Consider the following 24,918-nt stretch of genomic DNA (forward strand, 5'->3'; position numbering starts at 1 on the left):
ACAGAAAAAGAAAGCATAGCAGCATTGCTTATAAAACACCCCAAGCAATAGAAGAACTATTCAGAGACTCTGCATAAAACTTAATCTTTTTGTGTCCAAGATATTGACTCAAATCCAGAATGTCCTCTTGCATCTTCGTTAAATGTATGATTCTAGTTACTTATTTAACCTAATTGTATTTTCACAAAAATGTCATGTAAATAGTTATTAATCTGTTAAACTTTTAGACCTATTAGTTTTGGTGAAATGATTTCTATTCATTTTCGTTTGGAAAGAAATAAGTGCCGGTATAAAAACAGGTAGCATAATGACAGTCAGGAGTGTTAAACCAATGATTACTACAGTAGCCATTTGAGTTAACGACAGCACACCTGCTGGATACATTGCTGCAAACGTTCCACATAAAATTGTAGCAGCTGAAATAACGACTTTACCCATTTGTTTTTTAGCAATTACTAATGCTTCAATTGTTGAAAGTTCAATATTTTCTTTAAATCTCATCATTAGGAAAATACTATAATCTACTCCAAGTGCAATGATCATAATGAATGAAAAGAATGGAATGGTCCAAGACAATCCACTATATCCAAAAACATGAACAAAAAGTAAATCAGTCATTGATAGAGCTGTATAATAACTTAATATAAGAGATGCAATAATAAATATTGGTATCCAAAAGGCCCTCATAATTAAGACGAGTACGACAAAAATTCCTACTAACATTAAAATAATTGTGCGAGAAAAGTCATCGTTTGCCATCATATTTAAATCGTTATTTATTGAAGAAATTCCACCTATTGCATACGTTGTACCCTTTATATTGGAAGATACAAGTTCACTTTCAATGACAGAGTTTAGTTGATTAATGACTGAAATTGCTTCTGTTGAATACGGATCTACAGATAACTCAACTGTCAATTTGAACGTACTTCTTTCATCAGACATATACGTATTTAGGACATCCTGATAGTCTCCTTCAAGTAATTCTTCAGGAACAAAGAACGAAGAAGTTCCCTCAGATTGTGTTACCTTATCTAAATAGTTGGTTGCATCGTGAAGTCCTACTGAAATTTCGTTTAACCCTTCTGAGCTTTTAGAGAGACCTTTTTCTAATTCATTCATTCCAGAAGATAATTCCTCTAGTTCATTCTTCAGTTGTTGCTGGCCATCATTGATCATTAAAATTCCATTTTCTATCCCTTCCATATTAAATAGAATTTCTGATTGTCCTAGACTGCCTATTTCTAAGCCATCAGCAAGCTCTGAAGCTGCTTGAGTCAATTCTTTCGAAGCAGTTTTTTCGAATATTTTTAATATGTACAGTCACATTGTTTAAATCACCAAAATCATCTCCCCAAACACGCTGATAAATCTGTTCCCGACTAAACACTTGGTTTGGATGTTGAGTGAAGAATAATAAAATTTGAAATTCCTTTGAAGATAATTGTAGTTTCTTTCCTTCTAGAAATCCTTCATACGAATTTTCATTTAACATAAGTGGAGTCTTAGCTATTGAGTGTGTAGGATAACTTTCTGATAACTCTTGTTTTAATCTTCCAATTTTCCTAAAGTGTGCCTTTACCCGCGCAGTTAGTTCATGTACATTGAAAGGTTTTGTTAAATAATCATCTGCTCCTACTTCAAGACCAACGATCTTATCAATATCACGATCTTTTGCACTAAGTAATAAGATCGGCATGTTATGTTGATCGCGTATTTTTTTACATACTTCAATACCATCCATTTCTGGCATCATAATGTCTAAAATAACAAAGTCAATTTTTTCTTTATCAATCATTTTCATTGCTTCTATACCAGAGTAAGCAAAAACTGTATGGAACCGCTCATATTTTAATGTTTCTACAATAAGCCTTACGATATCTTTATCGTCATCGATGACAAGAACAGTTTTTTCCAAAGATCTCACTCCCGTAACCAATAAGTTATTTTATCCAATTCTAACATTTTAGCATGCTAAATACATATCGTCTTGACCATTCATATTTTCGTCAAACAATTACTTTATCGTTAATCTATATTAAAGTAACTAGGATATAACGAAGCAGTCCCTTCCATCACACCACTGTGTACTCTACGAAAGCAACTTAATAGCCACTCAAAAATGGAAATAAATGTTTCAACATGACTTATCTATTAGTATAAATAGGTAATAAAGTTATATAAGGAATTGAGAGGTGTATGTCAATACACGTATGCCCTTATTTGAGGGTGAAGGGAAATGGGAATGAAGTCATACAATTTAATCAACAAGCACTGAATGCTGAAATCCTTTCTCTCCAATTTTTAGGAGAAATGCTTGAAAACACCCATTTTGCTATGTCACATGAAGATAAAGGCTTGGTTGGATACGCTACCTTAAAAATCGGAGACTCAATCCTAATGCTTTTAGATACAGATCCAAGTCAGCCTTATCAAAGGGGAAATCATGTTAGAATATGTATTACAACAACAGATGTGGAAGAGTCCAAGCAAATATTTGATTAATTAAAAGAAAGTGGCACTGTTCACATGCGATTGCAAAAAATCACTTTTAGTCCTTGTTACGGAGTTGTAACGGATCAATTTAGTGTTACATTTCAAATTTTCACTAAAATTCAAAAATAACTTATTTAATTAATTATTATTTTTTTGATCCCCCTTCGAGATCAGGCATAAGATATTGAAAATAATTACCGATTACAAAAGTAAACCATGCAAATCTCAAATATTAGGGGAATCTTCATTTTAAGTTTTTTAACCGCAAAATGAATAAGTATATTTCAATTCATTTCCTACCGTTATTTATTCAATTGTATATTATAGTATTCAACTGAACTTCAATTCTCTTTTTTCATTTACTATACAGTATAAGATCAACTCATTTTCATAATATAGATTAATGTGCATTATTTTATGCGGTCCATAAAATCAAAAATATCTGTATCCAAGGTCCATGCTAGACGTTTACACCACTCTTGTTGGACTACTAATGGTGCATGATGTATCCTATTAAGGACTTTCCATACTTTATTAACACAATAACTTTTTAATGTGTTAGAGGGTAAATGAATAGGATTAAATTTTAAGTATTCATTAATAAAATGATTGTTTAATACATTTGCTTGCTTAGGATAATGTAACTTAGTGAACCAACATACCCATGCTAAGTCAGATAATGGATTTCCCCATTCTGACCACTCCCAATCTAACACCGTATGTACTCTGTCTGAATTGTATAATACGTTATGTATTCCATAATCTCCATGAGTCAATACCCACTCATCCTTTGAGTCATTCTTGTTCTTTAATAGTTCCTTAGATTTGTTAATAAGACCCTCAGGTACAAATGCTAGATTTAGATTAATATCATTGGCATGACTTTCTTTTATTCCATAAGAATTAAAATCGTATTTAAAGGAATGTATATGTTTAGCGAGTGTTTTACCTAATTCAATATAAATATTCTCAGAAATCGTTACATTACTTTGATCGAAATTTGATTGAGCATTGTCACCTTGTCGATATTCTATTACTGTAAATGTCGTTTCATCTGTTTCCATTAATTCATATAGCCTTGGAGTTAAATCTGTTTCTCTAGTTAATTCCAAACACTTCACTTCATTAAAAATATCTTTATTGAATATCTTACCTATTTTAATAACTATGGGAGGGTTAGAACCTTTTAATAACAAGACTTCATTCGTATAGCCACCAGTTAAAGGAACAGGTGTAAATGCACCGTATTTTTCTTCTAAATGACATTTCAAACTGTTACTAATCAAAATAATTAATCACCTTACTTATCTCCCAACCTTTTTATCTGAGAAATATGCTTTATTGTTTATTTAGCAAGAAATATTCAATAGAGCCTATTTTTATAGCCTTCTTGTAATTCTTTTGCTACTTGTTCAGAAGTTGCATTTGGTATCTTCGAGTGAGCTACCAACATTTGTGGAACCGATGGAAGTGTCTCTTTAGCATACCATGATTCGGGATTCCATAAACTTGATCGAATAAAGGCTTTGGCACAATGCGCATAGCATTCCTGCACTTCTACTAAAATTCCAAATAACGGAGCACGACCATTTACTTTACTATTTTCTAATAGTTCAGGATCACGACAAATATACGCTTTTCCGTTTATTCTTAACGTCTCCCCTAATCCAGGTATAAAAAATAAGAGTCCTATATTTGGATTTGTGATTATATTATTAGCAGAGTCCATTCTTCGATTTCCTGGTCGTTCAGGAATAAACAAGTGATGATCATCCAGAACAGATACAAACCCTGGGGAATCTCCTCTTGGTGAAACGTCACATTGTCCTTCTGAATTAGAAGTTGCCATTGATAAAAATGGGGATTTATCAATAAAGTCTCTACAATGGCTGTCGATAAATGAAATAACTTTATTAGCAGCTCTTGGGCTTGGCTTGCCAATAAACTGTTGAAAAGATTCGAATTCTTCTCTTGTAGAAATAATCTCTTGATATTTTTTACTCATTCAATCACACCTTTAAAAATTGGAATATAGATCCATCATACAATAATAAAATTAAAAGTTCATCAAGACTTTTAGCACATTCATTTATAGCAAACCAAGATTAGACAGTAACTTATATCAATTATAGAACAAAGAAATTCATGCCTATGCAGTTCTAATTTTGCATATAAAAAAGAGCCTTTACTTAAAACTAACACTAGTGACCCTCACTAAAAATATTATTTTTCTATTTACTTACAAAAATAGTTCGCTATATGTTAAGCGAACTATCTTAAATGAAGACTGTTTTCTCATTGATTGTTGCTTTTCGTTCTGTATATTAGCACGTATAAAACCTCATCTTTTCTACTTTTACAATTATTGAGGTTTCATAAAACTCTTCATACTGTATATTTTTAGTAAAAATAGCAACAAATTTTACGAAAAAAGCCTATGTAGATGATATTTTAAAATCACTTAATGCGTAATTCCTAAGGATTGTAATAGAATTTGTCAACTCTTTGGATAAAGTTAATAAATATGTTTGCAAACATAAATAATCATATCGAAATATTTCCTATTTAAATATTACATTAAAGCAACTTACTATGAATATATTTAACTATTAGGTTTCTACTGACTTATTTACACAGGTTGGCATCTCAACTAACAGTAAGTAACACCAAGCTCTACCTACTAGAAATATCTTTTAGTAGCTCCTAGCTGTTCTCCACGTGAAATATATCTGTACCTAAATCTCTTAATAAATTGATAGCCTTCCTAACAGGCAATTTTGGTAACATAAACTCTTCAGAAATTATGCTCTCAACTTCCTCAATATCCTTTAGCTTACGTACTATTTCTTTATCATCCAGCGTTGTAATTGTTAATTTATTGTTGATTAATGAAAGTGTACGTCCTTTGTCAATTTGAAACAGATTTACTCGAAGTCGAGTCATAAACACGGCATCTTTGGAATATGATTTGTGAATCGCTTCATCAAATTCTTGTATGTTACTACGAATGTTAGGATTAAATGACCAGTGATTATTGACAAATTTCCCATGACGAAAACGTGTAAATCGGTAAAAACCTTGTTGTTCATCATCTGGTATGAGTTGAATGTCATCTGCACCAAACGATGAAGAATTTTGCATGTTTTCAAATCGGACTGGCTTCATAATAGGTGCTGCTGATCCAAAATCTAAATATAGTCTTTCGTCAGGAAAGTCAGGTAATTGTACTAATATCGCTATATGACTCTCTCCTAACCTTACATGATAACAGTCATATCCTAATAGTGTTAACAGCTGTAAAGCGTACGGATTGAGTACAAAACACGTACCACCAAAATCATATTTAAATAGATTATCAACATATTTTTCAACAGAAGGAATGTAGTAACCATTTGAATTGTTCCTAGTAGAATAAATTAATTTACTAACATTTTCAAAAGGTAAAATAGAAAGATGCCTTTTTGAAAACAGCTCTAAAAATTCATATGAAGCTGTGCTAGGTGGTGTCAAATTTAATCGTTCCAAATATCTATATGCCCAGTTTGGTAGTTGTTGTTGATTCATTCATAACAGCTCCTAATTTCATTTTTGCATACTAAGTGACTCTGACTGGCTCAATAATACTATGTTCAGGATTAACTGCTCATTCATTTAGCTTAATTCCATTGTACAAAAGGGTTCTACAATGTATCATGGGGAGGAAGAATGATATGTCACTACAACTTTTGAATGACTGTTAAGTGAGCTAAAATTGAGGAAATATACTAAGAGATTTTCAAAAAACTGCTCCATCAAATTAAAGTAGTTGCAAGATAAGATGATGGAGCTACTATGTAGGCTAGATAATTGGTAATAATTCATTAAAAATTACTATATCATTACATCCCTAAACTAAATTTTGCTGACAATAATAGTGGCATTATTTGATTTATCCAACTTCCTTGTTCGTCTGCAAGTAAAGTTTTCCATCCAAGTGTACGAGCCTCTATAAAGTTTTGCTCTTGATCGTCTACAAACAATGTTTCTTTTTCACTGTCTAGCTTAGCTTGAATGGTTGTATATATGTCTTTATGAGGCTTACAATAACCGACTTCACTAGATACTGTAACGCTCTTAACATCATTTTCTATCTCCTTTAAAATTGGCTCAATCCACTCCATACGATGGTTGCTTAGTATATGAATGTCAGCAAACTGACTCCATTTAGCAACATGGTGTATAGCAGGGAGTAATTTTAAATGAGATAACAACATAGGCTTGGCTACTGCTTTTTCAATTGAAGGGTGTTTCATGGACAGACCTGACCAAAATTGATCCTCTGTTATTTTCCCAGCCCAAAGCTCAGTACGCACACTATTTTTATACTCTATTAGTTTGTCATAATGAATCTTTGATGTTGTAGATAGCTCTTCCCAAAAAAACGGTGATAAATTTGTAGCAAGAACCCCTCCAATATCAAGAACTAGTTGCTTTTGATTAGACAATGCTATGTAACTCCTCTCATATTTGACCACATTAAGTATTCATATCATTTTTATAACATGTAATCCTTCGTTTTTCTATAATAAGAAGTAAAGGTTAACTTTTATTAATGGTCAATTGGAGGGATATTTGTTTGTTCATCTACTTTAAGAGAAAATTGGAGCTTATCATTTTGAGATAATGAACAGTAAAATACAGTATTTAGATCTGTAATATTCTCAGCTAATAATTTTGTTCTTAACCATGCTTCATCTTTATTTAGCCATTTTAATAAATCTAATTGAATTTCACCGTCTAAAATAACAGGTATTTCATAATTATGCCCATCTTTATGTATACCGAAATCCTCGTTCGTAATTAGCTCCTTCATCGGGACCTTTTTAACAGATAAATTGCCATCTGCTTCAACAATAGCAATTTCAACATCCTCAACATGAAATACATCTTTTCCACGTAGCATTTGTAATATGTTATCGATTGAGTATTGGATCTTTTTCATATTTTTCATGAGAAATTCACCATTGTATATAACGATAGTCGGCTCAAAGGTCAACAGCTTACCAATCTTTCTATTTTTCAATTTAAAAAGCACAATGGCTTTTTGAAGAATCGCGATTGTGATCATCGCTACCACAGTATGGATATGATCAATCTTTGGATCTGCAATATCTGCCCCAACAACAGCTCCAAAAACGATAACTACAAGAAAATCAAACACTGGCAACTCACCTATTGATCGCTTCCCCATAAAAAGTCCTAGAGCAAGCATTAAAGGAAGAATCGTAATAATACGTATAATTACTTTTAAAGAATCCTCCCAAACTTCCACAATTTACTCACCTCACATCCCTTACTATCGTTATCCTTTCCATATTAAGGGACATATTATCCAGTAAAGTATAAAAATTCGACCTAAATTAGCAGCAAATAAGCTTAGATTGCACGACCTTCATATTTCGTCACATATGATTCATACCATTGAAAAGTTTAGTGCTTAAATTTCCATAATAGCACTATCCTGACTTAAGAATTGAACTATCCACAACATATCTGACCTCACGATGTTCGTGGGCTTCTGATCGCAAAATGTCAAACAAAAAAGTCTTACGATAGATTAATTTTATATCTAAAGTAAGACCATTTTTTTAAATCGTATTTTACCCGAATAACCTCGCAATAATGTGCTCTACATCTACAAGCATTTGCTTTCTAGTATTATCATCAACTGATGGAACAGAACCAAAAAACTTATGCTCAAGTGTTTCAATACCAACAAAATCAAAAATACCATTATCCGTTGTTTGTTTCATGGCTCCAATCATACCGATTTGTTCATAATAATCCTCTGGATGACCAATCGTATTTAATATTACTGCTTTTTTCCCTGCTAGCAGTTTTTCGTACCCACCTTGTTCATTCACAGCATAAGCGAAACCGTAAGCAAAAACCCGATCTATATACCCTTTTAAAATAGCTGGAAGTCCAGTCCACCAAATTGGGTAAATCAATGTAATAACATCTGCCCACTTTACATGTTCCTGCTCAGTCTGAATATCATTTGGTGTTTTACCAGATTGGAAAGCTGCAAAATCATTCCCACTTAACACTGGTTCAAAATTTAAAGCATATAAATCACGAACAACGACTTCATTTCCTTGATCTTCTAGTCTACTTACCACTGTTTCGAGTATGGCATGATTAAAGCTTTGTGGATTTGGGTGTGCGTATATAACTAAATGCTTCAAAAAAATCTCTCCTTTTATAATTGCTTCGTATTCGATTTATATTGTTGCCCAAACTGATGATTGGTTAAACAATAAATAGATATTTATATATATTCATTTCCATTGGTCGTCCAACAAAATCATTTACTTTTTGTCTAGTAGAGTGAATAGTTATAAAATAACAGTTTATGAACTGGGGGTGCTGTTCATTTAGAACTTGTCGTTATTGTTTTTACGCTCTTCTTCAGGGATGATTGTCTCCATTACATCCCAATGCTCCGCAATCTTACCATTTTCTACTCTGAATAAATCATAGAATGAGGTGTGAGCACCTGCAAAAGTTCCTTCGCTAACTGTTAATACAAAATTACCTTGTCCAATAACCATATGAATTTTATCATAGATCATCTCAATACCTTGTTTTGCCATCCCCTCTAGCGCAATGCCTAAACCAGAAAGGCCATCGGCAATTGCTGGATTATGTTGAATATAGTGATCACCTTCAAAATAGGAGGTCAGTTTTTCCGGATTATGCCCCATTAATATATCCGAAACAAAGTTTTTAACAAACTCTTTGTTTTCTGCTGTTTTATCCTCATCCTGAATGTCAATAGAACCATCTAGCATTGTATGTCCACTTGGTGTTTTATCTACTTTTTGCTGTAAGTTATCCCAATGTTCAACGATCTGACCGTTTTCAAAACGGAAAATGTCAAATCCTACTTTCGGTCCGAAGAAGTCATAATCTGTGTGAGTAACAACAAAGTCACCGTCCACAAGGACTCTTTGTATATTAACTTTTGTGCCAGCTGCTTTAAGGTCATTTAATGCCCCTAACATGACCTCTCTTCCATTTGGAAAAGTTAAATTATGTTGAATGTATTTATGTGGATTTATAAATTCTTGAATAGCAGTTGAATCTCCATTTTCAAGGCTAGTTAATACTTGAATTACTTTTTCTTTATTCGTTGTCATGATAAAGCCTCCTAAAGTTATTTGTAACTAACTTGATTACATGTAACTATATTAATTACAATTAATGTGTTTGTCAACACTTTTTAAATTTTTAAGTTATAATAAATACTTGTAATATATTAAGTTACAAGTTTATTCTTGAAATAATATATTTATGAGGAAGGTGACTACAATGTCCATAAGCAGTCGTTTTGCTGTAGGAATTCATATACTAGCTCTCATCGAAATAAACAAAGACGGTGTTAGCACTTCAGAATATATAGCAGGAAGTGTAAACACTAACCCTGCAGTCATCCGAAAGATTATGGGGATGCTAAAAAAAGCAGGTTTGGTCAAAGTTCAACCAGGGATAGCAGGAGCTGACCTTGCTAGAGATTTATCTCATATTACTTTACTAGACGTTTATAAAGCCGTTAATGTCGTTCAAGAAAAGGAATTATTTAGTGTTCATGAAAATCCAAATCCAGCTTGTCCAGTGGGTAGAAACATTCAGGATACTATTGCTCCCCTTTTTTCAGTTGCCCAATTAGCTTTAGAAAAAGCTTTAGGAGGTGTAACGATTGAAGATGTTGTTAATGATATTCTTCAAAAGGAAACGGATCACTAACACAATATAATTTTTCATTACCTATCAACACATGGTATCTATGTAAAATAAGTAAACAGCGAGGTGCACATTTATGCACCTCTCATTTTTGGAGTTAGTCTAGTCGTTAATTGTTGTAGAGCCTTAATTGATCTATTGTACTCCATTGCTTAAAATAGAATTTTCTTTGATTCCAATACTCTCACTTACTACATTGACAGCTTCAGTGAACCCAATGCTTTATTCACTATTAATAACACATGTTTGCCCCGCCGCTATACCACCATCGCGTTAAAATGTATCAGTGACAACTGGGCAGTCACAAACTATACAAATTCTCATCTTTTACTGTAGTTGTATATCCGCACAACATGGACTCACCTTCTTTAAGTACTACTCTTGTTTACCGACCTCTAATAAAGGATAGCTTCAATAAAATATTTTCAGCATGATTTCATTTCAATGATTGAGTATATAGACTTAATTTGTTTGTGTTTATCAACAGTTCTGATACATTAAATAACTTATACTTATGGAGCATTGGGATGATGACCCTTCAGTCTTGAGGATGAGAGAAAAACAATCTAACGGTCGGTTTAAAAAATATCGCATCGGCTTATACTTAAAGTATCAAAAGTAAAGGGTGATGACAGTGTTAAAAGGAATCGTTAGACGCCAACGAAAAAATAAAGTGAATATAGATATATATAAGAAAATTGAAGAAAGAAAGCAGGAAGTGTTAATGAAGGATAGTGCTTACCCAAAACGTTATTTGATTATTTAATAAAGTTCGGTTCAAAATCTCTTACCGAAAGCTTTGTTAATATTTGTATCAAATTAGGAGAGTAAAACGTGGTTTTATACGTTTGTCATCGGTTTACAGAATGAAAGATGCCACGCGTTCTAGTAGTGTTAAGAAAATGCCATGAACCTTTAGTTATACCGAGTTTATCTCATTGAATAACAATTATTACGTAAACAGCCTAATGTGGGCTGTTTTTTATTGCTCTTTTCGTAAACATAGTTACTATTGTTATCAAATTAGTACTATAAAAAATGGTTTTATTTTGTTAGTCATTATTGTACAGAAGAAAAGATGCCTCGAACTCTATTTGTGTACGTGTTTAATTCTGAATACTAAACAACAATCAATGCGAAAACAGCTTTTTTTTGGAATTGAATTGTAACTAAATATATAAATTAGCAAGTCCCCATACCGTAACGACACTCCATTTTATAACAATCAAAAACAGAGATGCAGCTTATGCATCCCTGTTTCACTGTTAATGATTTTATTGTTCCATATTACCGTATAACTCTTCTAGTGGGTTCATCATTATTTTGGAAAGCTCGCTAATAACCATGCTCATTCTTTGTTCAGCTTCCATGAGCTTTGAGATGGTCGTATGTTGTTGGATTAAAGCAGCTGATTGTTGAGCCTTCTCTACCTCTTCGTCAGAAATATCTTCACCCATCATTTGCTTTTGTTGTAGCATTAGCTGAACTTCACGGAAGTTATCAAACATACGCTTAGCTGAAGCATCATTGTTTACTTCATTATAGAGCTGTTGTAATTGCTTAAAATCCTCACTATTGCGAATTGCTTTCTCTAATTCGTAAGCAACATCATATAAATTATTTGACATTAAATAGCCTCCTAGTTTTTTTTACGATGCGAATTCTTACACTATAACAAACATTCAAAGTATGATGAACACATTCCTTCTTAACTATGAATATGCAAAATCCATACTAGATGTTATGCATCAGTGCTTGCAATTATCCAATATAAACTTGAATTAAGTATTCTTTATATCCATTTTGTATAATTACTTAATAAATAATACAATAAAAGCTTGAATTAAACCAATCATACCACCAAGTAATGCCCCTAAATACGTGATCATTTTAAATTCTCTTCGTGAAATGGATAATACCATTTCTTCTAACCGCTCTACAGGAAATGATTCTACTTGTGTACGTACTATATCTGCTAAATGCAATCGCTCCATCATTCTCTCTGTTCGATTCGCTATAAAACCGGTAGCTAGTTCAACTATTTTTGGAACCATGTCATTGAGGATCCGATCTTTGTACGGCATTAATACTTCATTGATCTCTTTCTCCATATACACGTTCACAGCTATGCGCTTCTGAATAGTTTGCTTTAAGAATGATATTATTTTTTCTCGAGGAATATCTTTTTCTAGCTCTCCTACTTTTCGTTCTTGAAGCTTAAGCCATTCATTTTCTAACATATTGACAACTAATTGTGTTGTGCCGTCATTCTTTAAAAATTTTATTATTTCTGGTTGAACCTTGTCTACTAAGCTTGCGTTACCAAGAAACATTTGTAGCATGCCTCCTAGCATACCACTTCGACTAGCCAAAAAATCATCAATCATACGTGATAGTCTGTCTTTACCTTCACTGCTTTCGAAAAAAACAACACCCTTCGAAATAATATATTCTGTCAATAAAGGAAGCTTATCATTTGCCTTGGCTAGTAAGTCAGCCGGTATGACTTCTCGAATAGACTTTTCTCCGTTGTCATTCATCATTTGTATATATTTATTCTCTACAAGCATAGACAATTTATGTTCAACAACTAATGAAGGGTTTTCCACACCCATTTTTGTAATTAATTCTTCTATTGTTATAGTTGAGGAAAATAAACGGTCTCCTTCTTCCTTAACCCACTTCACTGCATCTTCTTGAAAGTTGTTATCTAATAACTTCCTTCGTAAGCTTTCTGGAGTAAGCAGATGATCAACTACCATTCTTCCAAGCTGGTTTGCTAATTCTTCCCTTCGCTTTGGGATTAAGCCTGGAGTAAACGGTAACTGCTTTCCAAATAGATACACCGGATGATAAGGACGAAATAACATTCTAATTGCTAAGGAGTTCGTTATTCCACCAATAGCCGCTCCGATCAAAATCATAGTAAATATTACTAAAACAGTTTCCAACATCCATCAACCTTTCATCGTCACAAAATATATAACATTATCATACGATACGATATCAGCGTATGCCTATATAAAATAATGAAATAATGGGGTTTCTTATAATGACAATGCCATTAAGAATTCAAATTTCTCCAATAGTTACTGAAACACCTACAGAATCAAATACTATTCAAATGCCTAAAAGAATTTTTGCTCTATTAAAATGTCAAGAGACAATGAATATAACTTGTCACAAGCTTACCAATAACACAGAAATCGTTCGTATTGAGGAAAAAGACCTAAATTTATATTTTAGCACACAATTGCTAAATAAGCTTAATTTACCTACAATTCCTTTTACTGCTTCAATAAAACATATACATCAATCGAATGAATTAGAGATTGGCCCCTTCATAGCAATATTAACTGAAATTAAAAAGAATGATGATCAATTTACTTTTGGTTCACTCCAGTTATATTGTGAAGAGATTGCTCTATATTGTCATAAAGTAGGTGTACTATTCTATACTTTGTCACCCAAAACCTTCCGCAAACAACAAATAAAAGGTTTGATATATAACAATTTAGACAACAACTGGGTTGAATCACCTGTACCTCTGCCACATGTTGTGCACAACCGTATACATTCAAGAAAAAGCGAGCAATCAACACTTTTTTCAAGCGTAAAAGAGGCACTTTATGAATTAAATATACCATTTTTTAACGACCGATATATTAATAAGTGGGATGCTTATAATATACTTTCGAATGAAGATTATCTACAACCATACCTTCCAGAGACACTATTATTGCACAATAAACAAGACATCCAAGACTTAACAACAAAATTTGATACAGTTTTCATAAAACCTATTCATGGCAGTCAAGGCAAAAGAATTTTTCAAATAAAAAGAAAAGATCATGAATTTATACTTGATTACACAACCTTTACTGCTGAAATAGAACATAAATATGATTCATTTGTTACATTATTTAAATCACTTAGACCACGGCTAATCAAAGAAGCATATGTCGGTCAACAAGGGTTAAATTTAATAACTGTTGACAATCGTCCAGTTGATTTCCGCATTCTATGTCACTGTAGAAACCATACAGAATGGACTATCACTTCCGCAGTAGCACGCGTTTCTGCTGTTGGTCAATTCGTATCGAACATCTATCAAGGAGGAGAATTCATACGTGTTGCAGACTGTTTACAACAGAGCTTTGATCAAACAACTGCAAAACATATTCATAAATTACTGAAAGAACTAGCAATTGAAATCGCTTCTGTCATAAGTAAAGCAACAGATGGCCTGTACGGTGAATTAGGTATTGATTTAGCAGTAGACAACATGGGGCATCCATGGATTATCGAAATAAATACTAAGCCTTCAAAAAATCATGACCCGAAACGAAAACAAGATACAATTAGACCTTCAGCGAAGGCAATTGTCAATCATTGTCTTAATTTAGCCAATTTTTTTAACGAAGGAGTGAATTAACATGAAACAATTTGGTTTTTTAACCCTTCTTCCAAATCAAGAGCGAGGTTATGCAACCGAAATTGCAAAGCATGCTGAAGCATTTAATATCACAGTTTATCGACTTACACCACTATCAATTGATCCAAACACTGAATTAGTACATGGAGAAAAATTTGATCTGACAACAAATACTTGGGTGCAGGATACATTTCCTATTCCGACGGTCCTTTACGACCGCTGCTTTTACAGTCAAAATGAAATTTCAACGAGAAGTAAACCTATCGTTAATTGGCTAAAGACAAGGCCAGACACAATTTTTCTCGGCTATGGCTTACCAAATAAATGGGAAATTTATAAAATTCTAAACAACGACCCAATTCTTTCTCACTATATTCCAAAAACTGAAAAGGTTACATCTCGGCACAAAGTGATCCAATACCTTAGAAAAACAAAACAAGTACTACTAAAACCTGAAAGTGGTTCACAAGGAAGAGGTGTTATAAGCCTTTCAGTTAAAGATCAATATATTGAAGCAAAAACTCATCGTAAAGAAAAAGTTATTACAAAACAATTTCAACATAAGTCAGAATTTATATCATGGTTAACAAAGCTGTTAACAGTCCAATCCTACCTTATGCAACCATTGTTATCGCTTCACGATGAGAAGCACAGACCATTTGATATTCGTATTCTCCTACAAAAAAATGAACAAGGTCATTGGGTTGAAAGAGGACGTGGTATTCGTAGAGGGCAACAAAACGATTTAATTTCAAATATCCATGGTGGGGGTATGTATATTCCATTTAAAAATTGGATGGATGCACTCTCTACGAATACAAATAACATTATTAAAGATGAATTAGAAACGATCATCGATCGGGTACCACAAATATTAGAAAGGCAATTTTCTGAACTATTTGAGCTTGGTATTGATATTGGACTTGATCAAGATAATAAAATTTGGCTAATTGACACGAACTCTAAACCTGGGAGGAGCGTTATTTTTCAACTTAATTCGAATAAAGAGTCGGAGCTCTTTACGGCCCCCCTCCTATATTGTCAACACCTTACCAAGAATCTGACCACTTCATAAAAGAAAAGAGTCAGGAAGCCCTTTGATAATAATTACATGACGTGTTAGTTACTTGAATACTAATATATAAAGAAATGATTTACGTGTTTCACCTACATCTAACTATTAGGCCTTTGCAGATTTAAAACATAAACACGTATAGTCAATACAGTTTCCTGACATCTTTTCTTCTCTAAAAACGATAACAACCATTTCATACACACCAGATTCTCAAATATAAGTAAATAAAAAAACATAGTTTACGAAAAGAGACTTGCAAAAAATTACTTTCGCATTTATTGTTCCTTTTCGTAAAAAAAGCTTAACACGATGTTTACTAACGTTCTGGGCATCTTTTCTTCTCTAAATACGATAACAACCATTCCATACCAATCAAATTCTCAAATATAAGTAGATAAAAAACATAGTTTACGAAAAGAGCCTTGCAAAAAGAACCAATCATTAAGACGATTTAGTAGGAGCTGAATAAGCATGAAGTATTCCTTAATAGTTACAAATGAATACAGTCAAACTGTCTATATTCCTAAAGGTATATTCAAACCTACAATGGAACAAATTTTCTTCGGAACGATATCATGCGCATGCTCGATACAATCACATTCATACAATGATCATGAGGTTATTATGTCTAAAGATGTCTATGAACGTTTGCATATACCTCGATGTAGTAAAGTTCACATTTTCACAGATGAGGAAAGAGTATATGTAGGTCCGCTTATAGGTATATTTACAGCTGGTTTTACAGAGTCAAATTTGCGCCCGATAGGGAATAGATCATTGTTTTTTGCAAAGCTATTAGCTGTAGAAGAAGCAATCGGAGCTTACGCTTATGTATTTGGTGCTCATCATATATGCTGGGAGAAAGGATTGGTAACAGGACATTTTTATACAGATGCTGGATGGAAGCAAATGGAGGTTCCTCTCCCAAACGTGGTATACGATCGTTTACCAAATAGGAAAACAGAAAATCAACATTACTTTAAACATATTAAAGAACGACTACAAAGAGAATATTCTATTCCTTGGTATAATCCAGGATTTTTTAATAAATGGAGTATTCACGAACAGTTAATTACTGATCATTCCATTTCACATTTTCTTCCTGAAACAGAACAATATGCTGACTTATCACAATTAAATGATTTGCTAAAAAAATATCGACATGTTTATTTAAAGCCTATTAATGGCAGTCTTGGATATGGTGTCTTTCAACTTTTTTATGTTGAAGATGAGAAGTGCTACTATTGTCGATATAGAGACAAATTTACGAAAAATCGGCTTCAAAAATTTCCAAATCTCGAATCGATGATTAATCACTTATTTAAACAAAACCAGCTTCAACAATATATTGTTCAACAAGGTATATCATTGTTAAGAATTGACGGTAGGACTGTTGATTTTCGTATTCATACGAATAAAAATCGAGAGGGCAATTGGCAAGTCAGTGTTATCGCTGCTAAAATTGCTGGGAAAGGAAGCGCTACTACTCATTTAAAAAATGGAGGAATGGTCAAAACAATCGAGGAAGTTTTTCCAAATGAAGAACAAAGAGCTGATATAGTAGACCGCTTAACAGATGCTGTTATCTCACTTAGTAAAAGTATTGAAATTCGAACAGTAGGCTTAATTGGAGAAATTGGATTTGATATTGGCATTGATAAAGAGCTAAATATCTGGTTATTTGAAGCAAACTCTAAGCCAGGAAGAGCAATTTTTAATCATCCTAAACTACATGAATACGATTTATTAAGCAGGAAGTTATCAATGTTATTTGCCATCTATTTAACAGAAAAATCAATATTAGAGCCCGAGGTTATCTTTCAATGAAACAGTTATATTATGATCCACACTCTCAAGAATGGCATCAATCTTTTGCAAAGGATACCCCCTTTTTTTTCGGCCAGAACAAACAGCTCACTACTTATGTAGAAACAAAATCATCTTCTCTTATCCATTTCCCCGTGCTATGTAATGGGTCAATGATTGGGCCCTTAATTGGTATTATGACCAGTGCATCTAAAAAAGGAAAAGCTTTTTCTGGCAATCACCATATCTTTCGACAAATTCAAGAAGCGTTGCAGTCACTCGGAGGAGTATGTGTAGTTTTTTCTTATGAAGGAATACGTAGTAATGGCATAACTGGCTACGTATATTATAAGGAGAAAAAAGGGTGGTTACAAATTCATGCTCCACTGCCACATATCATATATAACCGTATACCTTCTCAAGAGGATGAACAATTAGGAGCAAATGTTAAAGCAATAAAATTTTTTCAGGATCGTAAAATACCTATCCTAAACCCTTCCTTTTTCTTAAAACAAGATGTATTTTCCTCGCTAGCTGAAAATAACATAACTAAAAAATATTTACCTGAAACTTCACGGCTACAAAATCCCCGGCAATGCTTAGACATGTTATACACTTACGGCGTTGTTTATATAAAGCCTAATCGTGGCTGTAAAGGGGAAGGTATTAAAAGAGTTACGATAATGCACAATGATACAGTTCAAGTAGAAGATGTAAAAACAACAGAACAGTTTTCGAGCATTGATACGTTTTTACATGCATACCCTATACTTTTCAACGGCAGTTATCTTATTCAGCAAGCAATTGATTCAGATGAGATAGATCAAAAGCGGTATGATTTGCGTATTTTTGCCCATAAGCAAGCAAAACATTTTATTATTAGCGGTATCGGTGTTAGACAGTCTATTACACAAGATGTTACTACCCACGTACCAAACGGGGGGAAGCTCCTTCCATTTGAAACTATCCAAGACCGTATAAATAAAAATGAACTATATACTTTAGTTGATGAATGTGGGCAAGCTTTAAATAAAAAGATGGGGTTTATTGGAGAATTTTCAATTGATATAGGTAGATCGAAAGAAGGTCTGTTGTATATTTATGAAATCAATTCAAAACCGATGGTATTTGACGAAAAGGCTATACAAAAAAATGGAATAAACAACCTCGTCCAACTATTTCAAGAAGTCACCGCCTTTAAAACACCATCATGAAATATTTGTCCCTTAAAAATAATTTTTTAAATTCTACACAAACTATGAATGTAACTTCTATAGGAGGTGTTCATTGATGACTGATGAAAGAACTGACAAAAAAGACCTTCTAAATGAAGGGCGAGACAAAGCTTACTTCGATATTGATCGGATGATTAACGAAGGAATGGCTGGTGGTTCAGTTCATTCATGCTACAATTGTACTAATATTGAAGAAGCGAGAGATGTTATTGAAGAGGAACCTCCACATGAAATAACATAATTGTCACTGAATTAACCTCTAAAGAAGCTCGACAGGTACATAGCGTACCTGTCGTTTACTGTTATAATGATAGGTGATATGCATGTTCATAGCGTGATATACTTTACTAAATCATGTTGAACTAAAAATACATATTAAGGTGAGTTACGATGATTGAAAAATTGCAACAATTATATGGTGAAGCAGTCATGCTAGAAAAACCAACATCAAACATAAATAATTATGATTGTTTTGAAACGAAAGACGGTACAGAAATCTATATAGCTAAGAACGCAGTTACAGAGAAAGAGAAAGAACTACTAGCACTCCTGCTAACACCTGTGCATAACTATAAAGAAGCCTTATCAAAGGAAGAAGTATTTTGGAGAAATGTACTGTTTAACGATAAGGTAAATAATGAATCCGACATTCAGCCTTCACAAATACGATTTATTCACTTTTACATACCTACAGCTTTATACGATAAAAATGACTTTCTAGATACTATGAAAGAGCTTTTTTACTCTAATATTTTCATTCTTTGGGAAAGCAATCAAATGGGTACGATCATTGAATATTATGAACCGAAGCAGGATAAAATTCAGTTTCATGAATTTATTGAAATTATTGCTAGTGATCTGTTTATAAACATCCAATTATTTGTAGGGCATGTACATCTATTCTCCGAGAAGGTCAAACAATATTTTCACGAGGAAAAAGTATTTTTTCAACATGCTAAAGCTAAGCTTTCACATGAAAAGTTATATAAGCTTGAAGACGTTTTTCCAATCCTTTTTTTACATGAATCATCAAAGAATATTTTGCCTCATGTAGCAGAAAATTTATTTTCAAATATTGGAAAAGATGATGAATTACTTCAAACAATAAAATTGTTTATTGAATGTAACTTAAATATTTCCCTCGCATCAAAAAAGCTGTTCATACATCGCAATAGCTTACAATATAGAATTGATCGCTTTATAGAAAAAACAGGGATTGATATTAAAAGCTTCAAAGGTGCTTTTACGACGTACGTAGCAATTGTTTATAAACATGTTAACTTTTAAAGTAATAATCCTAATGTTTAAAGGGGACAGTAAGTTGGCTTTACAACTTACTGTCCCCTTTAAAATAAATCTTGTTCCTTGTTTGTTCTTAAGCTATTGAGCTCTGTTATGTTTTTATCTATTCATTTTTGCTTACATTTTTACAATTTCTTATACCCTCTATTACAGGAAGGTCAATTCAAACTCTTAATCCTTTTACAGAACCCCGTTAGAAACTTGTTACAATAAAGTGAAGATAGCATAGGTTTTTAGTGTTTTATATACCATTTTGTGAAACATGCACAATCGTACTATCTTTTTTTGTGCAACCCTTACATTTACTATCAGATATATTATTATGTAGACTATTACTATATTAAGAAAGCGTTCACAATAATCCTACTAGGAGGCAACAACAATGGCTGAATTAAAATTAGAACATATCTATAAAAAATACGATAATGACGTAACAGCAGTTAAAGACTTTAATCTTCATATTAAGGACAAAGAGTTTATCGTATTTGTAGGACCATCAGGATGTGGTAAGTCGACTACACTACGTATGATTGCTGGACTTGAAGAAATCTCTTCTGGTGACTTTTATATTGGTGATAAAAAAATGAATGATGTAGCACCAAAAGACCGAGACATTGCGATGGTGTTCCAAAACTATGCATTATACCCGCATATGAACGTCTATGATAACATGGCATTTGGACTTAAGCTTAGAAAAACACCAAAGGCTGAAATCGAAAAGCGTGTTAATGATGCTGCAAAAATTTTAGGATTAGAAGAATATTTAAAACGTAAACCAAAAGCGTTATCTGGGGGTCAACGTCAGCGTGTTGCACTTGGACGTGCAATTGTTCGAGACGCAAAAGTTTTCTTAATGGACGAACCACTTTCAAACTTAGATGCTAAGCTACGTGTCGCTATGCGTTCAGAAATTACAAAATTACACCAACGCTTACAAACAACAACTGTTTACGTAACACATGACCAAACAGAAGCAATGACAATGGCTACACGCTTAGTTGTTATGAAAGATGGTATTATTCAACAAATTGGTACTCCAACAGAAGTATATGAAAACCCTGAAAATATGTTTGTCGGTGGATTCATTGGTTCTCCTGCTATGAACTTCTTTAAAGGTACTTTACAGGAAGATGGTAACTTCAAAATTGGTAACATTACTATCTCAGTACCTGAAGGAAAGATGAAAACATTGCGTGATAAAAAGTATGTAAACAAGGAGTTAACTTTAGGTGTTCGTCCTGAAAATATTCATGATGAGCCCGTATTCCTTGAATCATCACCGGATACAAAATTCAGAGCTACAATCGAGGTAGCTGAGCTTATGGGTGCAGAAACAATGCTCTATTCACAGCTTGGTAACCAAAGCTTTATTGCACGTGTTGATGCTCGTTCAAAAATCTCTCACGGAGATGTAGTTGAATTTGCGTTCGATATGAACAAATCTCATTTCTTTGACAATGAAACAGAAGAACGTATTCGATAAGTACTTACAATAGAAAAGGGTCTAGCACTACATAAATGACTGTAGTGTTAGGCTCTTTTTATATGGCTGTTTTCGTAAAAGTAGTGTTTTTTCGAACTAACACCTAAACACGTTTCAATAGCATTCCCAGTTCCTTTAACCTACCGTTACAGGTAACAGGTTATGTTCAAATGATATTATTTTCTTGTTCTTTAATTAAGCTCACAAACTCATGTTGGCAAGTTGCACAAAATAATATGTGTGGACATTCATGGTTACTTAACGTAGTCCCATATCCATCATTTCTCTTTAAATGGTCAATTTCCATATAAGGACTGTAATCATCATAATAATCCATTACCCTTCCCCTATCTTCAGACCCTTCTCCACATACAGGACAATTAACCGAGAAATTTCCTAGCCCATTACAAAGCGGACACATAAACATTAAACCACCTCATTTACATACGCATAAAATTAGTTTGTTAATAACGAGGTGGATAAATGTATCATTTCATGAAAAAGTAATGATTGTTTACTAACAACCATTACCAATCTAATTCATGAATATCATCTTTCAAATACGTCATAATACTTAATAAACATTTGATTATTGGGTAAAGCCAAGTTAGGCATGTGGATGTATGATGTTCAGCAATAGATGCTGAATATGATTAAAAACCATACAGCTGGTGCAAATCCAGCCTACCCAACCAAAATTAGAATAATGATGAGGAGATGAAACAAATCATGCAAAATCAACCACAAGCAAACAATTCGTCGTCAAACCAACTTGTCGTAGCCGGTGCTCAACAAGCAATAGATCAAATGAAATATGAAATTGCAAATGAATTCGGTGTAAACTTAGGTCCTGACACTACTTCTAGAGCAAATGGATCAGTTGGAGGAGAAATTACCAAGAGATTAGTTTCTATGGCTGAATCACAACTTGGTGGCCACCAACAACCGTAATAGTAAACAAAACTAAATAACATGGCTAAGGTCTCAAGATAATCTTGGGACCTATTTGTTGTTTTTTGGTAAACATCTATAAATTATTTTCTCCATTTCATCAACACTACATAGTTAACTGATTATTTTAAGGTGAATACATGTCAAACGCCGTAGTCGTGAGGTGTTTAAGTCTTAGTCAGAAAAGTAATGAAAGGAGCACATTGTTTAAAGCAATGTAATTTGGTGCTTTTCTACATATAGCTAAGCATTTAAGAGCAATCATTTAATGTAGGCGTTTTCACTACATAAAAACTATATTGGAGTTTTTGATAAATATGTGTATAATGTTTATTTGTGTATTAATGTCAAATTCATAGTGTAAACATAATTAATTGTTTTTATTAATCGGTTTGATTGTTATTTAAGCAAAATAACCACGAATCCAACTAGCATTTTGCTATTTTCATCTTATGGGGCTCGGAAAAACTCATCTTACAATAAATTTTCACGATGAATTTTTGAAAAGGGCCTATAAAATAGAACTCATTATTACTTGATTTTTTTATTATAGTAGTTCACCAATAAGGACGTGCCTCCGAAATGTAGCATCGTAGCGAAGCTCCTATTGAAAAACACCTTTGCTGCATTGTTTCGGGGACTTAATTCTCTGCAAACAGTTGACGTACGAAATGACACTTGCCCATACATGTAAAAAAATAATCCTACTAAAACAAGTAATTTCTATAGTAAGGATGGGATTTGAACATTTTATTAAGTTGTTTCATAAGTCATTTTTTCCAGATTTTTCGAACCATTTCATATAAACAAAGAGGTGATTATTTGTATACTGAAACTTTAAAGAATCAATGGTTTTCAAATGTAAGAGGTGACATATTAGCTGGAATCACAGTAGCATTAGCCCTCATCCCTGAAGCGATTGCTTTTGCCATTATAGCTGGTGTTGATCCAATGGTTGGTTTATATGCCTCTTTCTGTATCGCTGTACTTATTTCTATTTTTGGTGGTCGACCAGGAATGATTTCAGCTGCAACAGGAGCAATGGCTTTATTGATGGTTGATTTAGTTAAAGATCATGGCCTAGAATATTTACTAGCTGCAACGATATTAACAGGAATTATACAGTTCATATTAGGTATTTTAAAAATAGGCAGGTTTATCACATTTATTCCGCAAGCCGTTATCATTGGCTTTGTTAATGCATTAGCGATATTAATATTTATGGCTCAGCTACCCCACTTCGTTGGAGAAACGTGGATGATGTATGCGATGGTTGCTGGATCTTTAGCAATTATTTATATTTTACCGAGGTTTACAAAAGCAATCCCATCCCCACTTGTTGCGATTATCGTCATGACGATTTTGGCAATTACGTTGAGCCTTGATGTTCGTACTGTTGGTGATATGGGGGCAATTACGAGATCTTTACCTATGTTCGATTTACCAAATATCCCATTAACACTTGAAACATTATTTATTATCTTACCTTATTCTTTACCATTAGCATTTGTTGGTATCATTGAATCATTATTAACGGCAACAATTGTCGATGAGATGACAGAAACAAAAAGTGATAAAAATAGAGAAGTAAAAGGTCAGGGATTTGCCAACTTTGTAACTGGCTTTTTTGGAGGAATGGCAGGCTGTGCTATGATAGGGCAATCAGTCATTAACGTTCGTTCAGGTGGCCGTGGACGCTTATCCTCTTTAGTTGCAGGTGTGTTTTTACTATTTTTAATTATTGTGTTAGGCGACATCGTAACACAAATTCCAATGGGTGCACTTGTAGGTGTTATGATCATGGTTTCTATCGGTACATTTGATTGGACATCATTACGTGAGATTGCCAAAATCCCTCGTCCTGATGCTGTTGTCTTAATAGCAACTGTCGCGATCGTTGTTACGACTCATGACCTTGCAATGGGTGTATTTTCAGGCGTATTATTAAGTGCCTTATTCTTTGGTTGGAAGATGGCAAAAATCAAATCAAACGAAGTTGTTAAAGACGGTATAAAAACATACCATATTAAAGGACAAATGTTTTTTGGTACAATGGCTCACTTCGTAGATTTATTTGATTATCATGCTGACCCTGATGAAATTGTCATTGATTTTAGTTCATCACATGTGTGGGATCATTCAGCTGTTACTGCCATATCAAAAGTAAAGCAAAAATATGAAAACATAAACAAAAAAGTAACAATTACAGGTCTAAATGAAGATAGCCAAACAATCGTGAATCAAGTAGGATTATCTTCTTCCTCTGGGCATTAAATAAATGATAAAAAAAGAGGCTGGGACATAACTAGCCTCAAAAAATGAAAAAGGTGAATTTGAGTGAGCTCAAATT

The 24,918-nt window shown here is 33.3% G+C and carries 24 protein-coding genes; 12 read left to right on the forward strand and 12 right to left on the reverse strand.

Annotated features, from left to right (window positions below):
• Positions 1-207: 207 nt before the first annotated feature.
• The gene (locus SLH48_RS21260) at positions 208-1,281 is read right to left on the reverse strand and encodes an MMPL family transporter (protein WP_320259752.1); all 1,074 of its coding nucleotides are present in this window, start codon (positions 1,279-1,281) and stop codon (positions 208-210) included.
• Positions 1,253-1,918, reverse strand: a complete 666-nt coding sequence (locus SLH48_RS21265) for a response regulator transcription factor (protein WP_320259753.1) — start codon at positions 1,916-1,918, stop codon at positions 1,253-1,255. Before SLH48_RS21265 ends, SLH48_RS21260 begins: the two co-directional genes overlap by 29 nt.
• A 281-nt stretch (positions 1,919-2,199) precedes the next feature.
• Here SLH48_RS21265 and SLH48_RS21270 point away from each other — a divergent pair, with 281 nt between their 5' ends.
• A complete protein-coding gene (locus tag SLH48_RS21270) occupies positions 2,200-2,505 on the forward strand; it encodes a VOC family protein (RefSeq protein WP_320259754.1) in 306 nt (101 codons plus the stop codon).
• A 401-nt stretch (positions 2,506-2,906) separates the two neighbouring features.
• Here SLH48_RS21270 and SLH48_RS21275 read toward each other — a convergent pair whose 3' ends face one another.
• The 7 genes from SLH48_RS21275 to SLH48_RS21305 all read right to left on the reverse strand — a co-directional run bounded on the left by SLH48_RS21275 (position 2,907) and on the right by SLH48_RS21305 (position 9,677).
• A complete protein-coding gene (locus tag SLH48_RS21275) occupies positions 2,907-3,782 on the reverse strand; it encodes an aminoglycoside phosphotransferase family protein (protein ID WP_320259755.1) in 876 nt (291 codons plus the stop codon).
• Between the two features lie 77 nt (positions 3,783-3,859).
• Positions 3,860-4,501, reverse strand: coding sequence for a pyridoxamine 5'-phosphate oxidase family protein (locus SLH48_RS21280; RefSeq protein ID WP_214483409.1), 642 nt, complete (start codon positions 4,499-4,501; stop codon positions 3,860-3,862).
• 698 nt (positions 4,502-5,199) lie between these two features.
• Positions 5,200-6,060, reverse strand: a complete 861-nt coding sequence (locus tag SLH48_RS21285) for an arylamine N-acetyltransferase (RefSeq protein ID WP_320259756.1) — start codon at positions 6,058-6,060, stop codon at positions 5,200-5,202.
• Between the two features lie 314 nt (positions 6,061-6,374).
• Entirely contained in the window at positions 6,375-6,980 is a 606-nt protein-coding gene (locus SLH48_RS21290) for an HAD-IA family hydrolase (RefSeq protein ID WP_320259757.1), read from the reverse strand.
• A 104-nt stretch (positions 6,981-7,084) separates the two neighbouring features.
• The gene (locus SLH48_RS21295; RefSeq protein WP_214483405.1) at positions 7,085-7,807 is read right to left on the reverse strand and encodes a DUF421 domain-containing protein; all 723 of its coding nucleotides are present in this window, start codon (positions 7,805-7,807) and stop codon (positions 7,085-7,087) included.
• 328 nt (positions 7,808-8,135) lie between these two features.
• Entirely contained in the window at positions 8,136-8,723 is a 588-nt protein-coding gene (locus SLH48_RS21300) for an NAD(P)H-dependent oxidoreductase (RefSeq protein ID WP_214483404.1), read from the reverse strand.
• A gap of 189 nt (positions 8,724-8,912) precedes the next feature.
• Complete coding sequence (locus tag SLH48_RS21305; RefSeq protein WP_214483403.1) at positions 8,913-9,677, reverse strand: nuclear transport factor 2 family protein; 765 nt, start codon at positions 9,675-9,677, stop codon at positions 8,913-8,915.
• Between the two features lie 172 nt (positions 9,678-9,849).
• Between SLH48_RS21305 and SLH48_RS21310 the strand changes: the two genes are divergently transcribed.
• Together SLH48_RS21310 and SLH48_RS21315 are read left to right on the forward strand one after the other, a co-directional pair.
• Positions 9,850-10,284: an Rrf2 family transcriptional regulator gene (locus tag SLH48_RS21310; RefSeq protein ID WP_320259758.1), complete on the forward strand. Its 435-nt coding sequence runs from the start codon at positions 9,850-9,852 to the stop codon at positions 10,282-10,284.
• 631 nt (positions 10,285-10,915) lie between these two features.
• Positions 10,916-11,047: a hypothetical protein gene (locus tag SLH48_RS21315; RefSeq protein ID WP_320259759.1), complete on the forward strand. Its 132-nt coding sequence runs from the start codon at positions 10,916-10,918 to the stop codon at positions 11,045-11,047.
• A gap of 508 nt (positions 11,048-11,555) precedes the next feature.
• Here SLH48_RS21315 and SLH48_RS21320 read toward each other — a convergent pair.
• Positions 11,556-11,909, reverse strand: coding sequence for a YlbF family regulator (locus SLH48_RS21320; RefSeq protein ID WP_214483400.1), 354 nt, complete (start codon positions 11,907-11,909; stop codon positions 11,556-11,558).
• Positions 11,910-12,092: 183 nt separating this feature from the next.
• Positions 12,093-13,235: a DUF445 domain-containing protein gene (locus SLH48_RS21325; RefSeq protein WP_320259760.1), complete on the reverse strand. Its 1,143-nt coding sequence runs from the start codon at positions 13,233-13,235 to the stop codon at positions 12,093-12,095.
• A gap of 98 nt (positions 13,236-13,333) precedes the next feature.
• Between SLH48_RS21325 and SLH48_RS21330 the strand changes: the two genes are divergently transcribed.
• From SLH48_RS21330 to SLH48_RS21360, 7 genes are all read left to right on the forward strand, one after another.
• Positions 13,334-14,716 carry a YheC/YheD family protein gene (locus SLH48_RS21330; RefSeq protein WP_320259761.1) on the forward strand — a complete coding sequence of 461 codons (1,383 nt, stop codon included), beginning with the start codon at positions 13,334-13,336 and terminating at the stop codon, positions 14,714-14,716.
• Position 14,717: 1 nt separating this feature from the next.
• Entirely contained in the window at positions 14,718-15,791 is a 1,074-nt protein-coding gene (locus tag SLH48_RS21335; protein WP_320259762.1) for a YheC/YheD family protein, read from the forward strand.
• Positions 15,792-16,262: 471 nt separating this feature from the next.
• Positions 16,263-17,618, forward strand: coding sequence for a YheC/YheD family protein (locus tag SLH48_RS21340; protein WP_320259763.1), 1,356 nt, complete (start codon positions 16,263-16,265; stop codon positions 17,616-17,618).
• A complete protein-coding gene (locus SLH48_RS21345; RefSeq protein WP_320259764.1) occupies positions 17,615-18,811 on the forward strand; it encodes a YheC/YheD family protein in 1,197 nt (398 codons plus the stop codon). Before SLH48_RS21340 ends, SLH48_RS21345 begins: the two co-directional genes overlap by 4 nt.
• A gap of 76 nt (positions 18,812-18,887) precedes the next feature.
• Positions 18,888-19,073 (forward strand): hypothetical protein, encoded by a 186-nt coding sequence (locus SLH48_RS21350; protein ID WP_214483395.1) that lies wholly within the window; start codon positions 18,888-18,890, stop codon positions 19,071-19,073.
• Between the two features lie 149 nt (positions 19,074-19,222).
• Complete coding sequence (locus tag SLH48_RS21355) at positions 19,223-20,119, forward strand: PucR family transcriptional regulator (protein ID WP_320259765.1); 897 nt, start codon at positions 19,223-19,225, stop codon at positions 20,117-20,119.
• A 397-nt stretch (positions 20,120-20,516) separates the two neighbouring features.
• On the forward strand, positions 20,517-21,617 hold the full coding sequence (locus SLH48_RS21360) for a sn-glycerol-3-phosphate ABC transporter ATP-binding protein UgpC (protein ID WP_320259766.1): 1,101 nt from the start codon (positions 20,517-20,519) through the stop codon (positions 21,615-21,617).
• Positions 21,618-21,783: 166 nt separating this feature from the next.
• Here SLH48_RS21360 and SLH48_RS21365 read toward each other — a convergent pair whose 3' ends face one another.
• On the reverse strand, positions 21,784-22,044 hold the full coding sequence (locus SLH48_RS21365; protein WP_320259767.1) for a hypothetical protein: 261 nt from the start codon (positions 22,042-22,044) through the stop codon (positions 21,784-21,786).
• A 302-nt stretch (positions 22,045-22,346) separates the two neighbouring features.
• Between SLH48_RS21365 and SLH48_RS21370 the strand changes: the two genes are divergently transcribed.
• Together SLH48_RS21370 and SLH48_RS21375 are read left to right on the forward strand one after the other, a co-directional pair.
• A complete protein-coding gene (locus SLH48_RS21370; RefSeq protein ID WP_214483391.1) occupies positions 22,347-22,568 on the forward strand; it encodes an alpha/beta-type small acid-soluble spore protein in 222 nt (73 codons plus the stop codon).
• A gap of 822 nt (positions 22,569-23,390) precedes the next feature.
• Positions 23,391-24,842 carry a SulP family inorganic anion transporter gene (locus SLH48_RS21375; RefSeq protein WP_320259768.1) on the forward strand — a complete coding sequence of 484 codons (1,452 nt, stop codon included), beginning with the start codon at positions 23,391-23,393 and terminating at the stop codon, positions 24,840-24,842.
• Positions 24,843-24,918 lie beyond the last annotated feature (76 nt).

It is taken from the genome of Cytobacillus sp. IB215316, assembly GCF_033963865.1.
Classification (GTDB): domain Bacteria; phylum Bacillota; class Bacilli; order Bacillales; family SM2101; genus Nanhaiella; species Nanhaiella sioensis.